The following is a 23,339-nucleotide window of genomic DNA, read 5'->3' as shown; positions in this document are numbered from 1 at the left end:
GAGTGACCCGACCATGAACGCACGCCAAATGGAAGCGGCACCAGCCGCCCAGACACTCGAAGGCAACGAATTCGCTTCGCTGCTGCAAAAAGAATTCAAGCCCAAGACCGATCAGGCACGCGAGGCCGTCGAAGCCGCGGTACAGACCTTGGCCCAGCAGGCCCTGGCGGCCTCCGCGACGCTGTCAGATGACGCCTATCAAACGGTGCAGGCCATCATTGCGGAAATCGACCGCAAGCTGTCCGAGCAGGTGAACCAGATCATTCACCACAGCGAATTCCAGCAACTGGAAGGCGCATGGCGCGGTCTGCACCATCTGGTCCACAACACCGAAGTGGACGAGATGCTCAAGATCCGCGTGATGAACATCTCCAAGAAGGAACTGCATCGCAACATGCGGCGCTACAAGGGAGTGGGCTGGGATCAGAGCCCCATCTTCAAGAAGGTGTACGAAGAGGAATACGGTCAGTTCGGTGGCGAGCCCTTCGGCTGCCTGGTGGGCGACTACCACTTCGACCACAGCCCGACCGATGTGGAATTGCTGGGCGAACTGGCCAAGGTGTCTGCCGCGGCGCATTGCCCCTTCATTTCCGGCGCCTCGCCCGCCATGATGCAGATGGAATCCTGGCAGGAACTGGCCAATCCCCGCGACCTGACGAAGATCTTCACCAACACCGAGTACGCCGCCTGGCGCAGCCTGCGCGAGTCCGATGATTCGAAGTACATCGGCCTGGCCATGCCGCGTTTCCTGGCGCGCCTTCCCTACGGCGCCAAGACCAACCCGGTGGACGAATTCGATTTCGAAGAGGAAACCGCCAGCGGCGATCACAGCAAGTATTGCTGGGCCAACTCGGCCTATGCGATGGCCGTGAACATCAACCGCTCGTTCAAGTACTACGGCTGGTGCACGTCCATCCGCGGCGTCGAGTCCGGCGGTGCGGTGGACAACCTGCCTGCCCACACCTTCCCGACGGACGATGGTGGCGTGGACATGAAGTGCCCGACCGAAATCGCCATCAGCGACCGCCGCGAAGCGGAACTCGCCAAGAACGGCTTCATGCCCCTGGTGCACCGCAAGAACTCCGATGTGGCCGCATTCATCGGTGCGCAGTCGCTGAACAAGCCGGCCGAATACTACGACGCCGACGCTACGGCCAATGCCAATCTGTCCGCGCGCCTGCCTTACATGTTCGCCTGCTGCCGCTTTGCGCACTACCTCAAGTGCATCGTGCGCGACAAGATCGGCTCGTTCAAGGAGCGTTCCGACATGGAGCTGTGGCTGAACGACTGGATCATGAATTACGTCGATGGCGATCCAGCCAACTCGTCGCAGGAAACCAAGGCCCGCAAGCCGCTGGCGGCTGCCGAAGTGCAAGTGGAAGAGGTCGAGGGCAACCCGGGTTACTACACCTCCAAGTTCTTCCTGCGTCCGCACTACCAACTCGAAGGCCTGACCGTTTCGCTGCGCCTGGTTTCCAAGCTGCCGTCGGTCAAGCAAGCCGGCAACTGATCCAGCGCTCTTGCGACAGGCGTCAGGGGTCATGACTCCCACGCCTGTGGATTCACCACCGCGCTGACTTTCGATGGGCGCAGACCACGGGGTGCCTGACATGGCATCGGCCCTGGTCTCGCGCCGGCTTCCCGCCGGGAGGATGCATCGGCGGCGCTGTCTTCATGCCCTTTCGTTCAAGGTCCCATCCGTCCCATGATCTTTGATTCCAAGCTTCCGTTGGATACGCAGCTGAGTTCGTTGAAGGAGGCCATTCGCAAGGATCCGGCGGATGCGTCTCTGCGCGTTTACTACTTCCAGATGCTGGTGCTGTTCGGCGAGTGGCAGAAGGCGCTCGACCAATTGCAGATCTGCGCGCAACTGGACCCCAAGACGGCGCCGATGGCCAAGGCCTACCGCGAGGTGATTCTTTGCGAAGTGGCTCGGCGGGACGTGTTCGCTGGCCGGCGCACGCCGCAGATTCTGGGGGACCCACCGGCCTGGCTGGGCTGGATGGTCGAGGCGCTCCAGTGCGCGGCGGACGGCCAGGCCGAAAAGGCCGCCGAACTGCGCAGCAGTGCCTTCGACGAGGCACCTGCTTCGCCAGGTGAACTGGACGGCAGCCCGTTCGAGTGGCTGGCGGATTCCGATGCGCGGCTGGGCCCGGTCTGCGAGTTGTATGCCAACGGCGGGTACTACTGGGTTCCTTTCACCGCGATCCAGCAGATCAACTTCGAAAAACCGCAGGACTTGCGCGATCTGGTCTGGTCGGCCTGCGAGGTGACGCTGGTCAACGGCGGGCAGATGCTCGGATTCATTCCCACGCGGTACCCGGGCTCGGAGAGCGTGGCATCCGATGGCGTGCGCTTGTCGCGCACCACCGAGTGGAGCGATCTGGGGCAGGAACAGGTGGCTGGCCTCGGCCAGCGCGTGTGGATTTCCGAGCAGGCAGACCATGCGCTGCTGGACGTGCGCCGCATCAAGTTCACGGCCGAATCGACCCAGGGCTGATCCGATCCATGGCGACCACGCGCCCCAATGACAACTTCGGCAACGGAAAGGACCGCCTGCAGCCGGCCCTGCTGGACCGCCTGACGGACCACGAGCCCAGCAAGCGCACCGAGCGTGCCGATGCCGTCTATGTCACCGAGGCCCGCCTGCGCCAGGCCTTGTTGCGGGATCTGAACTGGTTGCTCAACGCTTCGGATGCGACCTCGCACATCGACTTCGAAGGCCTTCCCGAGGCAGAACGGTCGGTGATCAACTTCGGCATGACGCCACTGGCAGGCCAGTTGCTGTCCGAGCTGGACTGGAAGGACATCGAGAAAGCCATCCGCAAGTCCATCCTGGCCCACGAGCCCCGCATCCTTCGCGACACGCTGACGGTGGCCCTGGCCCCCTCCAGCAAGCTGTTCAGCCACCACAACACGCTGCAGTTCGAAATCCGCTGCCAGTTCTGGTCCGCGCCTTATCCGATGGAATTGCTGCTCAAGACCAGCCTGGACCTGGAAACCGGGCAGGTGGTCGTCTCTGATTTACGGTGAAGTGATCCAGGCCATGCATATTTGCGCCATCCGACCGGTCTTCGATGTGCCGGAGGGCATGTCCCGATGAATCCTCGCCTGGTCGAGTACTACAACCGTGAGCTCAGCTATCTGCGGGAGCTGGGCGCCGAATTCGCGGCCGCCTTTCCCAAGGTGGCTGGCCGCCTGTCGCTGCGCGAGTTGGAGGTGGCCGACCCCTACGTGGAGCGCCTGCTGGAAGGGTTCAGCTTCCTGACCGCCCGCATCCAGATGAAGATGGATGCGGAGTTTCCGCGGCTCTCCCAGCGCATTCTGGAAATGGTCTGTCCGCACTATCTGGCCCCCACGCCGTCGATGGTGGTGGTGCAGATGGACCCCAGCGCGAGCGAAGGCAGCCTGGCCGATGGCTACACGCTGCCGGTGGGCAGCGTGCTGAGGGCGCGCAAGACGGCGGAGGAGCAGACGCCGTGCGATTTCCGCACCGGGCACGAGCTCACGTTGTGGCCGATCGATCTCACGCAGGCCCGTCTTGGCGGCCCGCCGCTGGACCTGCCGCTGTCGCGGCTGCGCCTGCCCGAAGAGCCTGCGGCACACCTGCGCATCGACCTGTCCACCCGTGGAGCGCTGCGTTTTTGCGACCTGCGCATGGACCGGCTGGAGGTGCACATCTCGGCAGGCGATGCGGTGGCATCGCACCTGCAGGAGCTGATCCACGAGTCGCTGATCGGCATCGTGGTGCACGATGCGCAGGACCCCTCGCGGGTCTGGGCCCACCTGCCAGCCGATGCCCTGCAGGCAGAAGGCTACGAGCAGTCGCAGGCCCTGCTGCCGTACTCGCACCGCAGCTTCCAGGGGCACCGGCTGCTCCATGAGTATTTCGCGTTCCCGGCGCGGTTCCGGTTCTTCTCGATTCGCGGGCTGCAGACCGCTCTGGCCAAGGCCGAGACCAAAGCCATTGCCATCACCTTGCTGCTGCGCCGTGCTCAGCCTGCGCTGGAAGCCCAGGTGGATCGGCACAAGTTCCTGCTGCACTGCGTGCCCGCGATCAACCTGTTCGAACGCCCGGCCGACCGCATCCATGTGGCGCCGAACGTCAACGAATACCACGTGGTGCCCGACCGCACCCGCCCTCGGGATTTTGAGGTCTACAGCGTGCTGGGCGTGACGGGCCACCGCGAGGGGCAGCTCAACGACCGCGAGTTCGTGCCGCTGTTTTCTTCCATCCATGGCATCCGGTCCAGCGACCAGGCCTACTTTGCCGCGCGCAGGGAGCCTCGGCTGTTTTCGGAGCATGCGGCGCGTTTCGGCCCCCGCACGCAGTACCTGGGCAGCGAGGTGTTCATCTCCCTCGTGGATCAGCGGGAAGCCCCGTTCTCGGACGATCTCAAGCAGCTGAGCGTGCGCACCCTGTGCACTAACCGCGACCTGCCGTTGCTGATGGGCGGGCGCAGCAGCGAGGGCGACTTCACCACGGTGGAATCCGTGCCAGTGGACCGCGTGCGCACTGTGGCGGGTCCCACGCGGCCCACATCCAGCGTGGCCGAGAACGAGATCACCTGGCGCCTCATCTCGCACCTGTCCTTGAACTACTTGGCGATGACCGACCTGTCGGAAGAAGAGGGCGCGGCCACGCTGCGCGATCTGCTGCGGCTGTACCTCGACCTGGGCGACAAGGACCTGTCCGGCCAAGTCTCCAGCATCAAGGGCGTGGGCATTTCCGCCATCACCCGCCGCCTGCCTCAGCATGGGCAACTGGTCTACGGCCGGGGCGTGGGAGTCTCGGTCGGCGTGGACGAAAGCTCCCTGGCCGGTGTCAGCCCCTGGCCGTTGATGGCCGTGCTGGAGCGCTTCTTCGCGCGGCACGTGGGGGTGAACAGCTACACCGAACTGGCCCTCGATTCGCGCCAGCGCGGCCGCATCGCGCAGTGGCGGGTGCGGCCCGGCCAAAGGCCCTGCACATGAGCCGTTTGCCCACGCTCGACGCGGGCGACGCCCGGCAGGCGCGGATTGCACGGCCACCGAGTGATGCCGGGGTGGCGCTCTTTTGGCAAAAGCTGAAAGACAACCCGCACGAATTCGATCTGTTCTTCACGCTGCGGCTGCTGCAGGCCCGCCAGCCTGAGTTTCCCCGGTTCGGCCGGGCCCTGCGGCCCCAGGGCGAGTCCCTTCGCCTGGGCCAGGACCCGTCGCTGGCCTTTGCCCCTGCGACCCTCGCGGAGGTCCTGCCCGCTGTGGCGGGCCAGCAAGAGCGGCTGATGGTGTGGAATTTCGGGCTCTACGGGCCCAACGGGCCGATGCCCACACACCTCACGGAGTACGTGCGCGAGCGCCTTCGGCAGTACGACGACCCGACGCTGGCGCGCTTTTCGGACATCTTCCACCACCGGCTCTTGCTGCTGTTCTTTCGGGCGTGGTCGGACCCGCAGCCGACCACCTCGCTGGACCGGGCGGGCGACGATTCCTTCGGCCGGCACGTGCGCAGCCTGGTGGGGCTGGGCGAGCCCACACAGCGGTCCCGCGACGCGGTGCCGGACCACGCCAAGCAGTACATGGCGGGCCACCTCACCCGCTGGACGCGCAACCCGGAAGGCCTGACCGCCGCCATTCGCCTGTATTTCGGCGTGCCGGTGGAGTTGATCGAATACGCGTTGCACTACCTGGAACTCGAACCCCGCCAGCAGACGCGGCTGTCGCGCAATGCCTGCAATTCACAGTTGGGCGTGGACACCGTGGTCGGAAGCCGGGTGCCCGATGCACAGAGCAAGTTCCGGTTGCGGATCGGGCCGATCACGCTGGCGCAGTACGAGCGCTTCCTGCCTTCGGGCGAAGACTTTCAGGCGCTGGTGGACTGGGTGCGCAACTATCTGGGCATCGAGTTCGCGTGGGACTTCGAACTGGTGCTGCGCCGCGAAGACGTGCCCCCCTGCCAGCTCGGCGGCGCCACGCGGCTGGGTTGGACGACCTGGTCCCTGTCGGCACCCGCCACCCGCGATCCGGACGACTTCCGCCTGGACCCCGAGCACTGGCTGACCCTGCGCAAGGGCGCTGCCCGCCGCGCCACCTCGCCACCCGAATCCGCGCACGCCTGATGCGCTCCCTTTTTAAAAACTGACTCACCGAGGTCCCATGTCTGAAATTAGCCGGCAAGCCCTTTTCGGAAAATTGAATCCCCTGCTGTTCAAGTCGCTGGAAAGCGCTACGGTGTTCTGCAAGCTGCGCGGCAACCCGTATGTGGAGCTGGTGCACTGGTTGCACCAGTTGCTGCAGGAAACCGATTCCGATCTGGTGCGCGTGTTCCGGCACTTCGAGATCGATGCCGAAAAGCTCGCGGCCGACGTGCTGCAGAGCCTGGACCGCCTTCCTCGTGGGGCCACCTCGATCAGCGATTTCTCGGCGCAGATCGAGACCGCCATCGAGCGCGGCTGGGTCTATGCCACGCTGATGTTCGGCGAATCCCAGATCCGCAGCGCCTACTGGCTCTCCGGCATGGTCCGCACCCGCGCTTTGGCCAATGAACTGCGGGCCATCTCCAGCGAGTTGGGCCGTTTGACTGAGCCGGCCTTGAGCGACGCGTTCGCGAAGCTGCTGCCCGATTCGCCGGAGTCGCGCCTGGGCGCGGCAGACGGTTCCGGCCTCTCGGGCGTTCCTGGCGAGGCCAGCGGTGCCACGGGCCCGACCGGCACGGGGCGTGGCGAGGCGCTGCAGAAATACACGGTCGATCTGACCGAGCGCGCGCGCCAGCAGGAACTGGACCCCGTGACCGGGCGCGACGAAGAAGTGCGTCAGATGGTCGACATCCTGATGCGCCGCCGCCAGAACAACCCCATCCTCGTCGGCGAGGCCGGCGTGGGTAAGACGGCCGTGGTCGAAGGACTGGCGCTGCGCATCGCGGCGGGCGATGTGCCGCCGCCGCTCAAAGACGTGCAACTGCGCGTCGTGGACATCGGCCTGCTGCAGGCCGGCGCCAGCATGAAGGGCGAGTTCGAGAACCGACTGCGGGCCCTGCTGGACGAGGTGCAGGCCAGCACGGCGCCCATCGTGCTCTTCATCGACGAGGTCCATACGCTAATCGGCGCGGGCGGGCAGGCCGGCACGGGCGATGCGGCCAACCTGCTCAAGCCCGCGCTCGCGCGCGGCGTGCTGCGCACCATCGGCGCCACCACCTGGGCCGAGTACAAGAAGTACATCGAGAAAGACCCGGCGCTCACCCGGCGCTTCCAGCTCGTGCAGATCCACGAGCCGGACGAAGCCAAGGCCGTGCTCATGCTGCGTGGCGTGGCCGCCAAGCTGGAAGGCCACCACCGCGTGCGCATCGGCGACGACGCGGTGGCCGCCGCCGTCAGCCTGTCGCACCGCTACATCCCCTCGCGGCAACTGCCAGACAAGGCGGTGAGCCTGCTGGACACCGCCTGCTCGCGCGTGGCGATGGGCCTGCACGCCACCCCGGCGCGCCTGGAGGCCGTGATCCGGCAACTGGAGTCGCTCGCGGTCGAAAAGGACATCGTGCAGCGAGAACTGGACCTGGGCGTGGGCGAGACCGAGCGCTTCGATGAAATCAATGCGTCGCTGGCGCGGCTGGAGGCGGAGCATGAGGTGCTCAAGGCCCGCTTCGAAAGCGAAAAGGCCATGGTGCAGCAGATCGTGGACGCAGAGGCTGCCGTGCTGTCCCGCCGCGTGGCCAAGGAAGCCGCGGCCCAAGCTGCGCCGCCCGCCGAAAGCGCCGCGCAGGGCGGCACCGTGGCATCCGCCGATGCGCAGGGCCCGGCCGCTTCGGCACCTGCGCCAGCGCAGGGCGATGGGGCGGACCCCGCAGCTGTCCACCAGTTGAGCGGCCTGCGCGGTGAACTGCTGCGCATGCAGGGCGAGGACCCGCTGCTGCAGCCCGTGGTCGATGCCAGCGTGGTGGCCGCCGTGGTGGCGGAGTGGACTGGCATTCCGGTGGGCCGCATGGTGCGCGACGAGGTCAAATCGGTGCTCACGCTGGCGGACACGCTGGAAAAGCGCGTGATCGGCCAGCGGCACGGCCTGGAAGCCATCACGCGGCGCATCCAGACCGCCCGCGCGCAGCTGGACAACCCGGGCAAGCCCATCGGCGTGTTCCTGCTGGCAGGTCCGTCGGGCGTTGGCAAGACCGAGACCGCGCTTTCGCTCGCCGAGGCGCTGTACGGTGGCGAACAGAACCTCATCACCATCAACATGAGCGAGTTCCAGGAAGCGCACACGGTCTCGACCCTGAAGGGCGCGCCGCCCGGCTACGTGGGCTACGGCGAAGGCGGTGTGCTGACCGAAGCCGTGCGCCGTCGGCCCTACAGCGTGGTGCTGCTCGATGAGATCGAGAAGGCCCACCCCGACGTGCACGAGCTGTTCTTCCAGGTGTTCGACAAGGGTTGGATGGAAGACGGGGAAGGTCGCTACATCGACTTCAAGAACACCGTGATCATCCTGACCTCCAACGTGGGTTCGGAGCTGATCGCCGGCATGTGCCGCGACCCCGATCTGGTGCCGCCGCCCGAGGCCCTGGCCAAGGCCGTGCGTCAGCCGTTGCTCGAAAAGTTTCCGGCTGCGTTGCTGGGCCGGCTGGTGGTGGTGCCGTATTTCCCCATCTCCGACGCGATGCTGGACCAGATCATCCGCCTGCAGCTGCAGCGCATCCAGACGCGCATCCTGGAGCGGCACAACGCGCAGTTCACGTTCGACGAGGCCGCGGTGCAGCTGATCCGCCAGCGCTGCAGCGAGGTCGAATCCGGCGCGCGCATGGTGGACGGCATCATCACGCAGAACCTGCTGCCGCGCCTGGCCATGCAGTTCCTGCAATCGTCCGTGGACGCGCACGTGATCCGCCAGATCCAGCTCAGCGCATCGGACAGCGATTTCGAGATCGTGTTCGGTTGATGCCGACGCTCCATGGCCCCTGGCGCAGGGGCCATGGAGGCTGGCGCCAGCCCCAGGACGACCAGCAAGGATGAGGGAATGGTGCTGGCGGCAGGCGCTCGCACGCCGGTGAAGGCCGCGCGGCATTGCAGTCTGGAAAGGACGCCGTTCATTCGTTCGAACGGATGCATTCATCGCAAAAAAAGCCTGGCTACGCGAGCACGCCCGTTGGCTGGCAAAAAACGACCCGTCGGACGGAGAGTCCGGGAGTCGCCCCACGATGAAACCGATTGAGAGCTGACCGGATTGGCGGTGGATTCTGAGAAAAACCACCGAACACCCTGGCCAGCGATTGACGCCAGTGTATCATTAAATGAGAATGGTTATCAATCAAATGTGCCGCGCTTGCAGCGGCACCTCAGCAGTTCACTGCGGGTCGAGTAGGGGCGCAGCCGGGTGCGCTGCGCTGGCATCGGGCTCGTCCCGCATCGGTTTGAAAAAGGGAGCGCAGATGACCGACACGCCGTTGGAAGATCTCATCGAGGAACACCGAGTCCTTCTGGACGGGTACGGGCGGGCGCAGATCCGCTGCAGCCGTCTGCTGGCGATGCAGGCTGCAGAGATCGAGCGCCTGCAGGCCCAGTCCATCCGCCTGCGGGCACGGGCCATCGTGGCCGAGACGGCGCTGGCATTCGCCCGGGAGGAAGCTGCCGAAGGGAATGCCGCTGCGCTCCAGGGCCCTGCGCGGCGGCGTGCCATGGGCTGGCAGATCGAAGCCCTGGGGCAGCGCATCCATGAGCTGATGCGCGAGGTGCTCCACTGGCAGTGGCGGGCCGCGCGTTCCCATCACACCATGCCATTGCCTGCCATGGCGTTGCGGGCGGTGGCGACCGAGGGCCTGTCGGCCCGGCCAGGACGCATGCGGTCCGTGGTTTGCATTGCGCCGGATGCCGCGGGCAGCCTGATCGCGCAGCCGGTGGGCCGCAAGCCGGAAGCGGCGGTGGAAGAAATCGCCGCCGCATTGCCCGGCGGAAATGCGGCGCTGGAAGCCAGCCTGATCGCCGCCGACTTCGTGATCTGCCAGACCGGCTGCGTCGGCCATGACGACTATTGGCGGGTGCAGGACCACTGCAAGCGCACGGGCAAACCGTGCGTGCTGGTGGACCAGCCCCAGGTCGTTCAGATCATGCGGGGGCTGGCGCATCCGCAGGACGAGCCCGTGCTGCAGCGGTAGGCCAGTAGCCCACGCACCGCGGGCTTCGGACGGGCGCGACCGGTAGCGGCTGATGATCGTTTGCTATGAAATTTATAGCTATATGCCCTAGTCGATCATGTGCTGGAGGCCATTTTGACTATCAGCCTCTTGTCACGCATCAGGCCATGGTCATCAGGCTGGCATTGCCGCCCGCCGCTGCGGTGTTCACGCTCAGGGCGCGTTCGATCACCAGCCGCTCCAGCGGCACCTCGGTGCCCCCCGCCGCCAGCGTGGTGATGCCCACGATGGGACCCGGCCGCTGCGCCATCTGATGGCACAGCGCCGCCAGTGCCTCGGCGCTGCCCTGGTGCAGCACGGCATCCAGCGCCACGCTGGGGCTGCGCCAGTCGTTCGCCAAGGCCACGCGCGTCTGCACGCTGGCGGGCAGCCGGGCATGCAGGGCGCTGGCTTCGGCCACCGGCCACACCGCGCTGCCCCCGACGGCCAGCACTGCCGCCAACTGGGTCAGGCGATCGCTGTCGTTGTCGGCCAGGCAGAGCGTGCGGGCGCGGGGCGCCAGCGTGTACTGGTTGCGCTCGCCCGTGGGGCCCGGCAGGGTGCAGGCCAGGCCGGCCACCGCGGCATCGGCCAAGGCCGTGCAGGTCGCGGCCAGCGTGGCATGGCCTGCGCCCGGTGCCCAGGCGGCCAGGGCCTGCAGTGGGGCCTGCAGCACGGCGCGCGCAGCGGCGTCCGGTGGGGCGGCGGCCGTGCTGTCGATCGCGGCACGCGCGGCGTCGGCCGGATGCCGGGAGAGCAGGCGCAGCAGGTACAGCGGCCCGCCGGCCTTGGGGCCCGTGCCCGACAGGCCCTCGCCACCGAAAGGCTGCACGCCCACGACGGCGCCCACCATGTTGCGGTTCACATAGACATTGCCCGCGTGCGCGCGGCGCACCACGCGCTCCACCGTCTCGTCGATGCGCGTGTGCAGCCCCTGCGTGAGGCCGTAGCCCGTCGCGTTGATCTGGTCGAGCAGGGTGTCCAGTCCATCGCTGGCGTAGCGCACCACGTGCAGCACGGGGCCGAACACTTCGCGCTTGAGTTCGCCGATGCTGGACAGCTCGATCAGCGTGGGGGCGACGAAGGTGCCGCGTGCCAGCACTTTGGCATCCACCGCTGGGCGGAACACGGCGTGGCCTTGGGCGCGCAGCGTGGCCACGTGCTCTTCGATGCCGGCGCGCGCCTCTTCGTCGATCACCGGGCCCACGTCCACCGCCAGCAGGCCGGGATCGCCCATGGTCAGCTCGGCCATGGCGCCCTTGAGCATGGTGATCACGCGGTCGGCCGCATCGGCCTGCACGCACAGCACACGCAGGGCGGAGCAGCGCTGGCCGGCGCTGTCGAAGGCCGAGGCCACCACATCGCCCACCACCTGCTCCACCAGCGCGGAGGAGTCCACGATCATCGCGTTCTGCCCGCCGGTTTCGGCAATCAGCGGAATCGGGCGGCCCTGCGCGTCGAGCCGTCCGGCCACGCTGCGCTGCAGGATGCGCGCGACTTCGGTGGAGCCGGTGAACATCACGCCCATCACACGGGCATCGCCCACCAGCCGGGCGCCGACCGTCTCGCCACGCCCTGGCAGCAGTTGCACCGCACCGTGCGGCACGCCCGCTTCATGCAGCAGGCGCACGGCTTCGGCTGCGATCAGCGGGGTTTGCTCGGCCGGCTTGGCCAGCACGGTGTTGCCGGCGGCCAGGGCGGCAGCCACCTGTCCCATGAAGATGGCGAGCGGAAAATTCCACGGGCTGATGCAGACCACCGGGCCGAGCGGGCGGTGGGTTTCGTTGTCGAAATGGCCCTCGGTCTGCACGGCGTAGTAGCGCAGGAAGTCCACCGCCTCGCGCACTTCGGCCACCGCGTTGGCGCAGGTCTTGCCGGCCTCGCGCATCAGCAGGCTCATCAGCTGAGGCAAGCCCGCCTCCAGCAGGCCGGCGGTGCGCCGCAGCGCAGCAGCCCGTGCGTTGGGCGCCGTGGCGGCCCAGCCGGGGCCGGCATCGCAGGCGGCCTGCAGCGCGCAGTCCACGTCGGCATCGGTCGCCTCCTGCACGTGGCCCACGACATCGGTGGGGTCCGCGGGGTTGCGCACGGCCAGCGTCGTGCCTGCATCGGCCACCGGCCCGTCGATGAGGGGCTCGGCCTGCCAGAACTGTTGCCTTTCAGCGGCCAGCGCCTTCGACAGCCGAGCCAATACGGATTCGTTGGACAGGTCCACTCCCGCCGAATTGGCGCGGCGGGCCCCGTACAGGTCCTTGGGCAGCGGAATGCGAGGATGGGGCAGAGCGGTGGTGCCTTCCGCCGCCGCGGCGGCATCCACCGTGGCGACGGGGTCGCTGACGAGCGATTCCAGCGCCAGCGTGGTGTCGGCCACGCGGTTCACGAACGAGGTGTTGGCACCGTTTTCCAGCAATCGGCGCACGAGGTAGGCGAGCAAGGTTTCGTGCGTGCCCACCGGCGCGTAGATGCGGCAGGGGCGGCCCAGCTTGCCGTCCGATGGTGCGCCCACCACCTGCTCGTACAGCGGCTCGCCCATGCCGTGCAGGCACTGGAACTCGTACTGGCCGGGCTGGTAGCCGGGGCCTGCGAGCTGGTAAATGGTGGCCAGCGTCTGCGCGTTGTGCGTGGCGAACTGGGGGTACACCACGTCGGTGGCGGCGAGCAGCTTGCGTGCGCAGGCGATGTAGGAGACGTCGGTGTGCGCCTTGCGGGTGTACACCGGGTAGTCGGACAGGCCGTCCAGCTGAGCGCGCTTGATCTCGCTGTCCCAGTAGGCGCCCTTGACCAGGCGGATCATCAGGCGGTGCCCGGTGTTGCGGGCCAGGTCGATCACCCAGTCGATCACGTGCGGACAGCGCTTCTGGTAGGCCTGGATGACGAAGCCGATGCCGTTCCAGCCCGCCAGCGACGGGGCGCGGCACAGCCGCTCCAGCAGGTCGAGCGACAGCTCCAGCCGGTCGGCCTCTTCGGCGTCGATGTTCAGTCCGATGTCGTACTGGCGGGCCAGCTCGACCAGTTGCAGCACCTTGGGGTACAGCTCGTCCATCACCCGGGCATATTGCGCGCGGCTGTAGCGCGGGTGCAGCGCCGACAGCTTGATCGAGATGCCGGGTCCCTCGTACACGCCGCGGCCGGCGGACGCCTTGCCGATGGCGTGGATCGCCTCCACGTAGGAGCGCAGATAGCGCGCCGCATCGTCCGCGGTCAATGCGGCCTCGCCCAGCATGTCGTAGGAGTAACGAAAGCCCTGTGCTTCCATCGTGCGGGCGTTGGAGAGCGCTTGATCGATCGTCTCGCCGGTAACGAACTGCTCGCCCATCATGCGCATCGCCATGTCCACGCCCTTGCGAATCAGCGGCTCACCGCCCTTGGCGGTCAGGCGCCGCAGTGCGGACGTCAGGCCGCGTTGGCTGTGCGTGGCCACGAGCTTGCCGGTGAGCAGCAGCCCCCAGGTGGCGGCATTCACGAACAGCGAGGGGCTCTTGCCCAGATGGGGCTCCCAGTCGCCCGAGCGGATCTTGTCGCGGATCAACGCGTCGCGCGTCGCACTGTCGGGAATGCGCAGCAAGGCCTCGGCCAGGCACATGAGCGCAACCCCTTCCTGGGACGACAGGGCGAACTCCTGCAGCAAGCCCTGCACGATGCCCGCCCGTCCGCCAGCGCTCTTGCGGTGGCGCAAGGTATCGGCCAGACGCAGGGCCAGCGCCTGGATGTCTCCGGACACACTGGCCGGCAGGCGCGCCAGATCCAGCAAGGGAGCCAGCGCCTGCGGCTCGGGCCGCCGGTACGCGGCGGTGATGGCGTGGCGCAACGGATGACTGTCCAGGGGGCGGGGCGCGAAGGCGAAATCGTCGGTTGCGGGTGCGGCAGAGTCGGCGGAGAGGGACATGGCGGCGTAGGAAGACCAGTGAGCTGGAGGTCTGTGCATCATGCAAGCGATTAATTTGAATTACTTTCCAAAAAAACCCGATAGAACAGAATAAAAATCCAAAGATGCAAGACGCCGAACCCTCCCTGGATCGCATCGATCGCCGCATCCTCAAAACGCTGCAGGAAGACGGACGCATCGCGAACCTCAAACTGGCGGAACGCGTAGCGCTGTCGCCCACGGCCGTGCTGTCCAGGGTGCAGCGCCTCACCCGCGACGGATACATCTTGGGTTACGAGGCGCGGCTCAATCCGCTCAAGCTCGGGGCCGGGCTGCTGGTGTTCGTGGAGGTGCTGCTGGACCGCACGACCCCCAATGTGTTCGACCAGTTCAAGGCGGCGGTGCAGGTGCACCCCGAGATCCTGGAGTGCCACATGGTGGCGGGCGGGTTCGACTATCTGCTCAAAACCCGCTCGGCCGACATGACGGCCTACCGCGGATTTGCCGGCCATGTGCTCTGGCAACTGCCCGGCGTGCGCGAGACGCGAACCTACGCCGTCATGGAAGAGGTCAAGCACTCCACCCACCTGAATCTGGGCTGAACGGGGCGCCGTCTGTCGCAATGGGGCTCCCATCGCTGATCCGCCGTGGCATGAAGTCCGCAATAATCGGCGCCATTCACCTGCGCTAACGCACCGAGGAAGGGATCCCACCATGCCAGCCATCCGCTATGCCGCCGCCGCGCTTCTGGCCGGCTTTTTCTCCCAGGGCGCGTCTGCCGCCTGCTACCTCGTCTATGGCGCCGACCAGCAGGTGCTCTACCGCTCGCAACGGCCTCCGGTGGACCTGGCCCGCCAGGTGCACGAAACGCTTCCCCGCGTGGTTCCCGGCGGCACGCTGGTGTTCACGCTGGACAACTACGGATGCGAATTGGAGATCAACCGGCTTCCGGCGTCTGCATCCATTGGCGGCGCTTCGGTGCAAGCGTTGCCCGCCACCCCGCGCCGCGCACGCGCCGATCGCAGCTGACGCCTCGCGCCGGGAAGGGCGGCCCGGCCTGAGACAATCGGGGGATGAGCGACCCCACAGAAACACCGATCCCCACGAACGAATGGCCGCAAGGCTGGCTGGAAGTCACGTCCATGGACATGGACGCCCAGGGCGTGGCCCGCAAGCCCGACGGCAAGGTCGTCTTCATCGACGGCGCCTTGCCCCACGAACTCGTCACCGCCAATACCCACCGCAAGAAGAACAACTGGGAGCAGGCCAGCCTCACGGCAATTCACCGTGAATCGTCGCAACGCGTGCGCCCGGGCTGCCCGCATTTCGGCCTGCATGCCGGAGCCTGCGGCGGCTGCAAGATGCAGCACCTGCACGTGGCTGCCCAGGTGGCCGTGAAGCAGCGGGTGCTGGAGGACAACCTCTGGCACCTGGGCAAGGTCAAGGCCGAGACCATCATGCGGCCCATCGAAGGTCCGGCCTGGGGATACCGCTACCGTGCGCGCCTTTCGGTCCGCTACGTGATCAAGAAAGGCCAGGTGCTCGTCGGCTTCCACGAGCGCAAGAGCCGCTATGTGGCCGACATGGAGGTCTGCCCCGTGCTTCCCCCCCATGTGAGCGCCATGCTGGTGCCGTTGCGCGCCCTGATCGCCTCCATGGAGGCCCGCGACACCTGCCCCCAGATCGAACTGGCCTGCGGCGACCACGTCACCGCCCTCGTCCTGCGGCACCTGGAACCCCTGAGCGCGGACGACCTGGCCAAGCTGCGAGCCTTTGCGGCCGAGCAGGGCGTGCAATGGTGGCTGCAGCCCAAGGGGCCCGATACCGTGAAGCTGCTGGATGCCGAGAGCGAGCAGCTGTCCTATGCATTGCCTGATTTCGGCATCACCATGCCGTTCAAGCCCACGGACTTCACGCAGGTGAATCCGCACATCAACCGCGTCCTGGTGTCGCGTGCCTTGCGCCTGCTGGACGCGCGCAAGCAGGAGCGGGTGATCGACTGGTTCTGCGGCCTGGGCAACTTCACGCTGCCCATCGCCACCCAGGCGCGCGAAGTGTTGGGTATCGAAGGCAGCGAGGCCCTCGTGGCCCGTTCGCGCGAGAACTACCGATACAACCAAGCCTTGACCGCCGAAGGGCAGCCCCTGGCCTCGACGGCCTTCGTCGCGCGAAATCTGTTCGAAATGACCCCGGAGATGCTGGTGGCTGATGGCGTGGCGGACAAGTGGCTGGTCGATCCACCCCGCGAAGGGGCCTTCGCCCTCGCCAAAGCCCTGGCGGACATCCACCAGGCACGCCTGGGTGCCGAAGAGGCGCCTGCGCTGCCGGCAGGGGCCGAAGGTTGGGTGCCACCCCAGCGCATCGTGTACGTGAGCTGCAATCCGGCCACGCTGGCACGCGACGCGGGGCTGCTGGTGCACCAGGCGGGCTATCGGTGCGTGGCCGCGGGCGTGGTCAACATGTTTCCCCACACGGCGCACGTGGAAAGCATGGCGGTGTTCGAGCGTGCCTGACGGCGCCGTCGACGCTGGCTGACCAGTGTGGCGGTCAGCTGCGGTTGCGGGAGGAGGCGCCGGACTCGCCAGACTCCCCGGCTTCACCGCCGCGGCTGGCGCGATCGGGCTTGGCCTCCAGCTTGCCCAGCACCGAGGGCGAGCCCTCGAGCTTGTTGTCACGCATGTACTGATCCATGTCTTTCCAGCCGGCAAAGACCGAGGCCTTGGCGGCCTTGGGGTTCAGCGTGAAGCAATCCTCCAGGCCGCGCAGCGCATGCCGGCAGGCGCCGCCGATCGCCTTGGCTTCGGCCTCCTTCTGAACCAATCGGGGGTCGGGCCCCAGGCCCGGGATCTCGCAGCCGGACAAAAGCACCAATGCCAGGGATGCAGCGGCGTAGCGCGGACGGAGGAGGGGGGCTGGAAGATGAGCCATGTGGCTTGATTATCGGCACGGCGCCTGGAGGATTGAGGGCGAGGCCCTGCTTTTCCGTGGAATATTCCCGAACGCATTGATGCAACACCCCCTGCACCATGGAAAAAGGCCTCTTGCGAGGCCTTTTTTGCGTCAACGTTCAATCAGAGCAGCGCATCAATCGCGCTCGCCACCCGCGATGCCCAGCAGGGCCAGCAGGCTTTGGAACACGTTGAAGATGTCCAGGTACAGGGCCAGCGTGGCACTGATGTAGTTGGTCTCGCCACCGTCCAGGATCTGCTTGAGGTCATACAGCATGTAGGCGCTGAAGATGCCGATGGCGGCGACCGAGATCGCCATCATGCCGGCCGAAGAGCCGACGAACACATTGATGATGGCGCCGACCATGAGCACCATCGCGCCCACGAACAGCCATTTGCCCATGCCCGACAGATCGCGCTTGATCACGCTGGCCAGGGTGGCCATCACGAAGAACACGCCTGCCGTGCCGGCAAAGGCGGTCATGATCAGATCGGTACCGTTCTTGAAGCCCAGCACCATGCCGATCAGGCGAGACAGCATCAGACCCATGAAGAACGTGAAGGCCAGCAGCACGGGAACGCCCGCAGCAGAGTGCTTGGTCTTCTCGATCGCATACATGAAGGCGAAAGCGCCGCCCAGGAACACGATCAGCCCGACGCCGCCACGCAGCGACTGGGTGATGCCGGTTGCGACGCCGACCCACGCGCCCAGCACCGTTGGCAGCATGCTCAGCGCAAGCAGCCAATAGGTATTGCGCAGCACTTTCTGCCGCTGCTCCTGCGAGACCCCATATCCCGCTGAGCCCAGGGTGGTGACTTGGTCGTTCATCTTCTATCTCTCCTTTGAGGCCTGCACAGCGCAGACGTACAAATTCTAGGTGGTGCCGATCCCGGCGCTTTCAAATACCCTCTCTCGATCCCGTACTTTAAGGATGCAGTCTTTTGCCTTGGGCCCGCAGAGCGCCGTCATGGGGAGCCGGTATGCTCGTGGACTTCGTTGGGCCATCGGCCCTGCCTTCCCTGATTTGAACTGGACTGGACTGCTACCGCCATGAAAACCAAACCCGAACTCGAAGCCGCCGACGTCAAGAAGATCGCTGCGGCGGCCGAGGCCGAAGCCCTCAAGAACCAATGGGCGGTCACGATTGCCATCGTGGACGACGGGGGGCACCTGCTGTCCCTTCAGCGCCTGGATGGGGCCGCTCCGGTGTCGTCCCACATCGCTCCCGGGAAGGCCCGCACGGCCGCACTGGGACGCCGTGAAAGCAAAGTCTACGAAGACATCGTCAACGGGGGCCGCACGGCCTTCCTGAGCGCTCCATTCATCGACGGCCTGCTGGAAGGCGGCGTGCCGATCATGAAGGACGGTCAGTGCCTGGGCGCAGTGGGGGTGAGCGGCGTGAAATCGACGGAAGACGCGCAGATCGCCAAGGCGGGCATCGCCGCATTGGGCCTTTGAATCGACGGTGGTCGGGATGCCGAGCCAATGCCGTGTCGGGCATCACACGCGACAGACGCCGGATCCGCATGGCACATGAAAAAACCGGCCTGCAGGGCCGGTTTTGTTTTGGGCGGGGTGAAAAAAAGCCTGGCTACGCGGGCAACCCGTTGGCTGGCAAATACGACCCTTCAGGCACTGAGGTGCCCTGGAGTCGCCCCACGATGAAACCTATTTGGTCAGAATCAGTTTGCCCAGTTTGGTGGCCTGCAGGCGGTAGACCGAACCGTTGTGGCAGATGGCCACGGTCTTCTGGCCTTTGAGCAGTTCCCGGCTATCGACAGCGGGTGCGGAGCTTCCCAGGTGCGCGGCGCCGGACGGCTCGCGCTCCTGAAAAACGGCGGAGCCAAAAAAAGACGAAGAAGGCAGGGCGTTGAGACTGGCGTGCATGAGAAATCCTCTGTGCTTTGCGATTGATTTAATGATAACCATTCTCAATTGTTCGTCAAGTGAAGCGCCTGCCTATCTTGTAAATATTTATCACTGAGGCTCGGTCACGAACCCGATCTTGCGCACGCCGGCCCGTTGGGCGGCAGACATGGCCTGGGCCACGCGCTCATAGCGGACTTCCTTGTCGCCACGGATGTGCAGATCGGGTTGCGGATCCTTCACCGCTTCGGCTTTCAGGCGGGGTTCGAGTTCGTCGTCGCCGATCGTCAGTTCGTTCCAGTGGTATTTGCCATCGGCGGTGACACTGAGGCGGATGGTTTCGGGCTTGACGTCTTCGCGCTGATTGGAGGCACGTGGCAAGTCCACCGGCACGGCGTGCTTCATCACTGGCACCGTGATGATGAAGATGATGAGCAGCACCAGCATGACGTCCACCAGCGGCGTCATGTTGATTTCGTTCATCACCTCGTCGGAGTCGTCCTGGGTTCCGAAAGACATGGTTTTCAGCCCTTCTTGATCGGCAGCACCTTGGCTTGTTCGCCAGGGGCGCTGACGCGTGCGCCCGTCACGAAGTAGGCGTGCAGGTCATGCGCGAAGCTGTTCAGGTTGTTCAGGATGGACTTGTTGCCCCGCACCAGCGCGTTGTAGCCCAGCACGGCAGGAATCGCCACGGCCAAGCCGAGGGCCGTCATGATCAGTGCCTCGCCGATCGGGCCGGCCACCTTATCGATGGTCGATTGGCCCGAAGTGCCGATCGCCACCAGCGCGTGGTAGATGCCCCAGACGGTGCCGAACAGGCCGATGAACGGAGCGGTCGAGCCGACCGAGGCCAGCACGGCCAGGCCCGATTGCACGCGGGCCGTGAACTCGTCGATGCAGTTGCGCAAACTGCGCGTGACCCAGTCGCTCACATCCAGGCTGTCATGCAGATGCGCCTTGGTATTGCGGTGGTGCGCGGTGGCTTCGCGCCCTTCCAGGGCCAGATGGCGGAAGGGGTTAGCAGGGTCGTCGCCGAGCTTGCTCAGGCCGGCGGCGAAGTCTTCGCTGTGCCAGAAATCACGTGCGCCACGCGCATGTTTCTTGAAGCGGAAGATATCCATCGCCTTGATCAGGATGACGATCCAGGAGGCCAGAGACATGCCGAGCAGCAGCACGGCAACAGCGCGGGTGACAAAGTCACCCTGGATCCAAACGTTGGCAATGCCGAAATGCGATTCCATGAAAACTCCTGAAAATTATTCGAGAACAAAATTGACGGGGACCAGGTTCCACATGGTCTCGGGCTCGCCGTTGCGTTTGCCCGGCACGAAGCGCCAGCGCATCACGGCGTCCTGGGCCTGACGGTCCAGCCGGTCGAAGCCGCTGGACTTGTTGATTTCCACCTTCTGCGGAAGCCCGTCCGTGCCGATGAGCACGCGCAGCACGACCTTGCCTTGCTCGCCCAGCCGCTTGCTGATGGCCGGGTAGGTCGGCCTGGGATTGTTCAGGTAAGCCGCATCGCTGGAAGGCAATTCGATCTTCGGAGGCGCCGGCGGCGCTGGAGGAGCGGGCGGCGGCGCAGGGGGCGCCATCGGTGCTGCGATGGGCGGTGCAGGAGGTTGGGGTTCTGTGATCCCGGTGGGCGCATTGGGCGCGGGCGTGCGGTCGGGAATGGCCACCGGCATGGGCGCCGGACGCGGGGCAGGCGCTTTGGGGGCCGGTTTCGGCGGATGCGGTGGCGCTGGCTTGGGGGGCGGTGGAACGGGCGGGGCAGGGGGCGCTGGCGGCGTGATGAACTCGCTCAGCACTTCGGCAGGCACGATGACCTCTGCGGCCTTGCGCAGCAGGCCCGACTGCAGTGCCCACAATCCGGCCACATGCAACAGCACGACGGAACCTGCGATCACGGCGTTGCGGCTCACACCCCGTGAGGAGCCATATCGATCAAATTGGGACATAAAAATGATAGCTGCCAACGCCCACAGGACAAGCGCCAGAGGCCTAGAAGGCCAAGTTACTTACGGAAGATCCACCACACGGAGCCGATGACGAGAATCAGGCTGCCTGCGAGGGTTGAGAGCAGTTCCATGCTTTGCTTTCCAAAATGGAGTTGGCAAGCTGGATCGTCTGCGAGGCGATCTCTTTGTGCAGCGCGGCGACCGGATGCGAAACGCTGCATTGGGCCACGACATCCCGTGCGCAGCTTTCGCAACGGCCGCATTGGGTGGCCACGCCCAGCTCGAACTGGATCTCGTCGAAACTCATGCCAGCATGTGCATGGCGTGCAATTTCGCGGTCAGAAACCCGGCGGCAGACACAAACGATCATGGTGCAGGCAGTGTTGGCTGGCTGTTGACAATGGGGCATTATAAATGCGAATTCATCGCATTTGCAATCCTTTGGTTTCTTGCTTGTTGAAAAGCAGTGGATTGACACACCGGCCGCGCATGGGTTCCCGATGGTGCAGGCGAAAAAAAGCCGGCAGTGGTGCCGGCTTCGTTTTTCATTCGCCGCCTGCTGAACGTGCAGACGATGGAATGCTTACTTCACGTGCTTGCCGATCAGGCCAGCCATTTCGAACATGGAAACCTGGGGCTTGCCGAACACTTCCTTGAGCTTGGCGTCGGCATTGATCATGCGCTTGTTGCTGGCGTCTTGCAGGTCGTTGGCCTTGATGTAGACCCACAGCTTGCTGATGATCTCGGTACGGGGCAAGGGCGTGGAGCCCACGACGGCAGCCAGGGCAGGGCTGGGCGTAAGGGCTTTCATGAAAGCGGCGTTCGGGGTGCGCTTCTTCGCGGGGGCTGCGGCCTTGGCTTCGGAGGCCGGCGCTTTCTTTGCAGTTGCCATGTTGGGTTTTCCTTGTTGGAAGTGAAATATCGTCACCAGCGAAAACCTGCTTCTCCACTGGCCCGCAGATGCTACTGGGAAAAAAACGCGTTTCCAAGCGAGGCATGGCTTTTTTTGCCTCCATTTGTTGCTTGGGTACCGCGCAAGCGCCACGGTGCTGGCGCCCGTCATGGCCACTGCAATGGGATGCGCATGCTCTCCGGTGGCGCATCGGCAGCGATCTCAGCGCGATCGCCGCGAGACGAAAATGGCCACGACCGCGGACAGGATCAATGCGCAGGCGACCCATTCGCCGGCGGTCAGCTGCTCGCCAGCAATGGCGCTGCCGAGCAGCAAGGCGATGAGCGGGTTGACGAAGGCATAACTCGATGCCAGTGCCGGCGTTGCATGGCGCAGCAGATAAAGGTAGGCGCTGAATCCCACCAGCGAGCCCAGCGTCACCAGGTAGAGCCATGCCAGCACGGCTTCGGGTTGCGGCGGCCACGCAGGCTGCTCACCCAGCGCCAGGGACACAACCATCAGCACGGCGCCTCCGCACAGCATCTCGCTGGCGAAACCACTGGCCCCGTCGGCCAGCGGGAAGCGCGTGGTGGACAGCACAGATCCCAGAGACCACGACAAGGTCGCCGCGAGGATGCAGACCATGCTGATAGGGGATGCGGAAAAGCTGGCGCCTTGCATCAGTACCAAAACACCCAGGGCGCCCAGCAGCATGCCCATCGTCTCGCCGCGTGTCGGCCGCCTTCCCCACAAGAGCCCCCATGCGGCGATCATCATCGGCACCACGGCCACGCAGGCCGCGATGAGGCCGGAGCCGACGTGTACGCTGGCGGTGGCCGTCAGCCCCATCCCGCCGCCCAACATCAGCGCACCGACGATGAGCGCATGGAGCCATTGCCGCTTCGTCGGGAACTTCGGTGGGTTGCCGCTTTGGGGCTTGCGCCATGCCACCCATGCCATCAGCAGTGCACCTGCAGCGAGAAAGCGGGTTCCCATCTGGAAAAACGGTGGAAAGCTCTTGAGGGCCACTTGGATGGCCAGATAGGTCGAGCCCCAGATGAGATAGCAGGCCAAAAGGGCCAGGAGCAGCACCGTGGGGAGGCCGCGTGCAGCGGGGCTGGCGGGGGATGTGGAAAGTGAAGTCATGCTGCAGATGCTATGCAGGCTGGGCGTGCTCTTCCATGGCATTTGCAAGGCTGAAGATATGGATCACCTTTGTTTCAATGGTTAAATAATGCCATGACCGAAGTTTCTCAACTGGATGCCCATGACGGCAGAATTTTGGCCGAATTGCAGCAGGATGCGCGCATTTCGATGGCAGAACTGGGCCGGCGGGTGCATCTCAGCCAGCCCGCGGTGACCGAGCGGGTTCGCAAACTGGAAGCTTCGGGGGTGATCCGTGGCTATGGCGTTCGTCTGGATTACGCCCGCCTGGGCTATGGCATTCGCGCCATCATCCGCGTGGGCCGGGCGGAATATGCCCGGGTGGTTCGACTGATCGAAGAGACGCCCGAGGTCTTGAATGCCTACAACGTCACGGGGGAAGACAGTTGGGAGCCTCTCACAACCCCATGTTTGACGAATCCGAATAGGGAGGAGTGGGCGCCAGTAGCCGTTTGAGCGTGATGAGGCCCAGCAGCGGTCTGCGCCTGGGTGCATGAGGGGCCTTGCAGGCCC

At 65.5% G+C, this 23,339-nt stretch carries 21 protein-coding genes and 1 pseudogene; 12 read left to right on the top strand and 10 right to left on the bottom strand.

Going from position 1 to position 23,339, the window contains the following annotated elements:
- Nucleotides 1–13 precede the first annotated feature (13 nt).
- The 7 genes from tssC to AVAK2825_RS19920 all read left to right on the top strand — a co-directional run bounded on the left by tssC (nt 14) and on the right by AVAK2825_RS19920 (nt 10,117).
- Nucleotides 14–1,510, top strand: coding sequence for a type VI secretion system contractile sheath large subunit (gene tssC / locus AVAK2825_RS19950; RefSeq protein WP_272563858.1), 1,497 nt, complete (start codon nt 14–16; stop codon nt 1,508–1,510).
- Nucleotides 1,511–1,705: 195 nt separating this feature from the next.
- Complete coding sequence (locus AVAK2825_RS19945; protein WP_284402165.1) at nt 1,706–2,500, top strand: type VI secretion system accessory protein TagJ; 795 nt, start codon at nt 1,706–1,708, stop codon at nt 2,498–2,500.
- A gap of 8 nt (nt 2,501–2,508) precedes the next feature.
- The gene (tssE, locus tag AVAK2825_RS19940) at nt 2,509–3,033 is read left to right on the top strand and encodes a type VI secretion system baseplate subunit TssE (RefSeq protein WP_272552281.1); all 525 of its coding nucleotides are present in this window, start codon (nt 2,509–2,511) and stop codon (nt 3,031–3,033) included.
- A gap of 66 nt (nt 3,034–3,099) precedes the next feature.
- Nucleotides 3,100–4,974, top strand: a complete 1,875-nt coding sequence (gene tssF, locus AVAK2825_RS19935) for a type VI secretion system baseplate subunit TssF (RefSeq protein ID WP_284402163.1) — start codon at nt 3,100–3,102, stop codon at nt 4,972–4,974.
- A complete protein-coding gene (tssG, locus tag AVAK2825_RS19930; protein WP_284402161.1) occupies nt 4,971–6,101 on the top strand; it encodes a type VI secretion system baseplate subunit TssG in 1,131 nt (376 codons plus the stop codon). The genes tssF and tssG overlap by 4 nt, the downstream gene beginning before the upstream one ends.
- A 37-nt stretch (nt 6,102–6,138) precedes the next feature.
- Entirely contained in the window at nt 6,139–8,904 is a 2,766-nt protein-coding gene (gene tssH / locus AVAK2825_RS19925; protein ID WP_284402157.1) for a type VI secretion system ATPase TssH, read from the top strand.
- A 490-nt stretch (nt 8,905–9,394) separates the two neighbouring features.
- Nucleotides 9,395–10,117 carry a DUF2325 domain-containing protein gene (locus tag AVAK2825_RS19920; protein WP_284402155.1) on the top strand — a complete coding sequence of 241 codons (723 nt, stop codon included), beginning with the start codon at nt 9,395–9,397 and terminating at the stop codon, nt 10,115–10,117.
- A 139-nt stretch (nt 10,118–10,256) separates the two neighbouring features.
- Here AVAK2825_RS19920 and putA read toward each other — a convergent pair whose 3' ends face one another.
- Nucleotides 10,257–14,018, bottom strand: coding sequence for a trifunctional transcriptional regulator/proline dehydrogenase/L-glutamate gamma-semialdehyde dehydrogenase (gene putA / locus AVAK2825_RS19915; protein ID WP_284402152.1), 3,762 nt, complete (start codon nt 14,016–14,018; stop codon nt 10,257–10,259).
- Between the two features lie 104 nt (nt 14,019–14,122).
- Between putA and AVAK2825_RS19910 the strand changes: the two genes are divergently transcribed.
- The 3 genes from AVAK2825_RS19910 to rlmD all read left to right on the top strand — a co-directional run bounded on the left by AVAK2825_RS19910 (nt 14,123) and on the right by rlmD (nt 16,510).
- A complete protein-coding gene (locus AVAK2825_RS19910; RefSeq protein ID WP_284402150.1) occupies nt 14,123–14,599 on the top strand; it encodes an Lrp/AsnC ligand binding domain-containing protein in 477 nt (158 codons plus the stop codon).
- A 112-nt stretch (nt 14,600–14,711) separates the two neighbouring features.
- Entirely contained in the window at nt 14,712–15,026 is a 315-nt protein-coding gene (locus AVAK2825_RS19905; RefSeq protein ID WP_284402148.1) for a hypothetical protein, read from the top strand.
- A gap of 44 nt (nt 15,027–15,070) precedes the next feature.
- The gene (gene rlmD, locus AVAK2825_RS19900; protein WP_284402146.1) at nt 15,071–16,510 is read left to right on the top strand and encodes a 23S rRNA (uracil(1939)-C(5))-methyltransferase RlmD; all 1,440 of its coding nucleotides are present in this window, start codon (nt 15,071–15,073) and stop codon (nt 16,508–16,510) included.
- A 34-nt stretch (nt 16,511–16,544) separates the two neighbouring features.
- On the opposite strand, the gene AVAK2825_RS19895 is transcribed toward rlmD, so the two are convergent.
- A complete protein-coding gene (locus AVAK2825_RS19895) occupies nt 16,545–16,925 on the bottom strand; it encodes a hypothetical protein (protein WP_284402143.1) in 381 nt (126 codons plus the stop codon).
- 156 nt (nt 16,926–17,081) lie between these two features.
- On the bottom strand, nt 17,082–17,774 hold the full coding sequence (locus tag AVAK2825_RS19890; RefSeq protein WP_272563846.1) for a Bax inhibitor-1/YccA family protein: 693 nt from the start codon (nt 17,772–17,774) through the stop codon (nt 17,082–17,084).
- Nucleotides 17,775–17,996: 222 nt separating this feature from the next.
- Here AVAK2825_RS19890 and AVAK2825_RS19885 point away from each other — a divergent pair, with 222 nt between their 5' ends.
- A complete protein-coding gene (locus AVAK2825_RS19885; protein ID WP_272552295.1) occupies nt 17,997–18,404 on the top strand; it encodes a GlcG/HbpS family heme-binding protein in 408 nt (135 codons plus the stop codon).
- Nucleotides 18,405–18,614: 210 nt separating this feature from the next.
- Here AVAK2825_RS19885 and hemP read toward each other — a convergent pair whose 3' ends face one another.
- The 7 genes from hemP to yedA form a co-directional block, all read right to left on the bottom strand.
- A complete protein-coding gene (gene hemP / locus AVAK2825_RS19880) occupies nt 18,615–18,833 on the bottom strand; it encodes a hemin uptake protein HemP (protein WP_284402139.1) in 219 nt (72 codons plus the stop codon).
- A gap of 90 nt (nt 18,834–18,923) precedes the next feature.
- Nucleotides 18,924–19,331: an ExbD/TolR family protein gene (locus AVAK2825_RS19875; protein ID WP_272563844.1), complete on the bottom strand. Its 408-nt coding sequence runs from the start codon at nt 19,329–19,331 to the stop codon at nt 18,924–18,926.
- A 5-nt stretch (nt 19,332–19,336) separates the two neighbouring features.
- Nucleotides 19,337–20,053, bottom strand: coding sequence for a MotA/TolQ/ExbB proton channel family protein (locus AVAK2825_RS19870; RefSeq protein ID WP_092745016.1), 717 nt, complete (start codon nt 20,051–20,053; stop codon nt 19,337–19,339).
- A gap of 15 nt (nt 20,054–20,068) precedes the next feature.
- A complete protein-coding gene (locus AVAK2825_RS19865) occupies nt 20,069–20,770 on the bottom strand; it encodes an energy transducer TonB (RefSeq protein ID WP_284402134.1) in 702 nt (233 codons plus the stop codon).
- 97 nt (nt 20,771–20,867) lie between these two features.
- Entirely contained in the window at nt 20,868–21,140 is a 273-nt protein-coding gene (locus tag AVAK2825_RS19860) for a (2Fe-2S)-binding protein (protein ID WP_272552300.1), read from the bottom strand.
- A 213-nt stretch (nt 21,141–21,353) separates the two neighbouring features.
- The gene (locus tag AVAK2825_RS19855) at nt 21,354–21,662 is read right to left on the bottom strand and encodes an SWIB/MDM2 domain-containing protein (RefSeq protein WP_272552302.1); all 309 of its coding nucleotides are present in this window, start codon (nt 21,660–21,662) and stop codon (nt 21,354–21,356) included.
- Between the two features lie 222 nt (nt 21,663–21,884).
- A complete protein-coding gene (yedA, locus tag AVAK2825_RS19850; protein WP_284402130.1) occupies nt 21,885–22,808 on the bottom strand; it encodes a drug/metabolite exporter YedA in 924 nt (307 codons plus the stop codon).
- Between the two features lie 93 nt (nt 22,809–22,901).
- Here yedA and AVAK2825_RS19845 point away from each other — a divergent pair.
- Nucleotides 22,902–23,216: pseudogene (locus AVAK2825_RS19845) on the top strand (Lrp/AsnC family transcriptional regulator); the annotation flags it as partial.
- Nucleotides 23,217–23,339 lie beyond the last annotated feature (123 nt).

Source organism: Acidovorax sp. SUPP2825 (assembly GCF_030158995.1).
Classification (GTDB): Bacteria; Pseudomonadota; Gammaproteobacteria; order Burkholderiales; family Burkholderiaceae_C; genus Paracidovorax.
This window is presented reverse-complemented; position numbering and strand designations above follow the sequence as displayed.

Coding starts and splice junctions, on each gene's coding strand:
- tssC (WP_272563858.1), top strand. CDS start 14: ATGAACGCACGCCAAATGGAAGCGGCACCAGCCGCCCAGACACTCGAA.
- AVAK2825_RS19945 (WP_284402165.1), top strand. CDS start 1,706: ATGATCTTTGATTCCAAGCTTCCGTTGGATACGCAGCTGAGTTCGTTG.
- tssE (WP_272552281.1), top strand. CDS start 2,509: ATGGCGACCACGCGCCCCAATGACAACTTCGGCAACGGAAAGGACCGC.
- tssF (WP_284402163.1), top strand. CDS start 3,100: ATGAATCCTCGCCTGGTCGAGTACTACAACCGTGAGCTCAGCTATCTG.
- tssG (WP_284402161.1), top strand. CDS start 4,971: ATGAGCCGTTTGCCCACGCTCGACGCGGGCGACGCCCGGCAGGCGCGG.
- tssH (WP_284402157.1), top strand. CDS start 6,139: ATGTCTGAAATTAGCCGGCAAGCCCTTTTCGGAAAATTGAATCCCCTG.
- AVAK2825_RS19920 (WP_284402155.1), top strand. CDS start 9,395: ATGACCGACACGCCGTTGGAAGATCTCATCGAGGAACACCGAGTCCTT.
- putA (WP_284402152.1), bottom strand. CDS start 14,018: ATGTCCCTCTCCGCCGACTCTGCCGCACCCGCAACCGACGATTTCGCC.
- AVAK2825_RS19910 (WP_284402150.1), top strand. CDS start 14,123: ATGCAAGACGCCGAACCCTCCCTGGATCGCATCGATCGCCGCATCCTC.
- AVAK2825_RS19905 (WP_284402148.1), top strand. CDS start 14,712: ATGCCAGCCATCCGCTATGCCGCCGCCGCGCTTCTGGCCGGCTTTTTC.
- rlmD (WP_284402146.1), top strand. CDS start 15,071: ATGAGCGACCCCACAGAAACACCGATCCCCACGAACGAATGGCCGCAA.
- AVAK2825_RS19895 (WP_284402143.1), bottom strand. CDS start 16,925: ATGGCTCATCTTCCAGCCCCCCTCCTCCGTCCGCGCTACGCCGCTGCA.
- AVAK2825_RS19890 (WP_272563846.1), bottom strand. CDS start 17,774: ATGAACGACCAAGTCACCACCCTGGGCTCAGCGGGATATGGGGTCTCG.
- AVAK2825_RS19885 (WP_272552295.1), top strand. CDS start 17,997: ATGAAAACCAAACCCGAACTCGAAGCCGCCGACGTCAAGAAGATCGCT.
- hemP (WP_284402139.1), bottom strand. CDS start 18,833: ATGCACGCCAGTCTCAACGCCCTGCCTTCTTCGTCTTTTTTTGGCTCC.
- AVAK2825_RS19875 (WP_272563844.1), bottom strand. CDS start 19,331: ATGTCTTTCGGAACCCAGGACGACTCCGACGAGGTGATGAACGAAATC.
- AVAK2825_RS19870 (WP_092745016.1), bottom strand. CDS start 20,053: ATGGAATCGCATTTCGGCATTGCCAACGTTTGGATCCAGGGTGACTTT.
- AVAK2825_RS19865 (WP_284402134.1), bottom strand. CDS start 20,770: ATGTCCCAATTTGATCGATATGGCTCCTCACGGGGTGTGAGCCGCAAC.
- AVAK2825_RS19860 (WP_272552300.1), bottom strand. CDS start 21,140: ATGATCGTTTGTGTCTGCCGCCGGGTTTCTGACCGCGAAATTGCACGC.
- AVAK2825_RS19855 (WP_272552302.1), bottom strand. CDS start 21,662: ATGGCAACTGCAAAGAAAGCGCCGGCCTCCGAAGCCAAGGCCGCAGCC.
- yedA (WP_284402130.1), bottom strand. CDS start 22,808: ATGACTTCACTTTCCACATCCCCCGCCAGCCCCGCTGCACGCGGCCTC.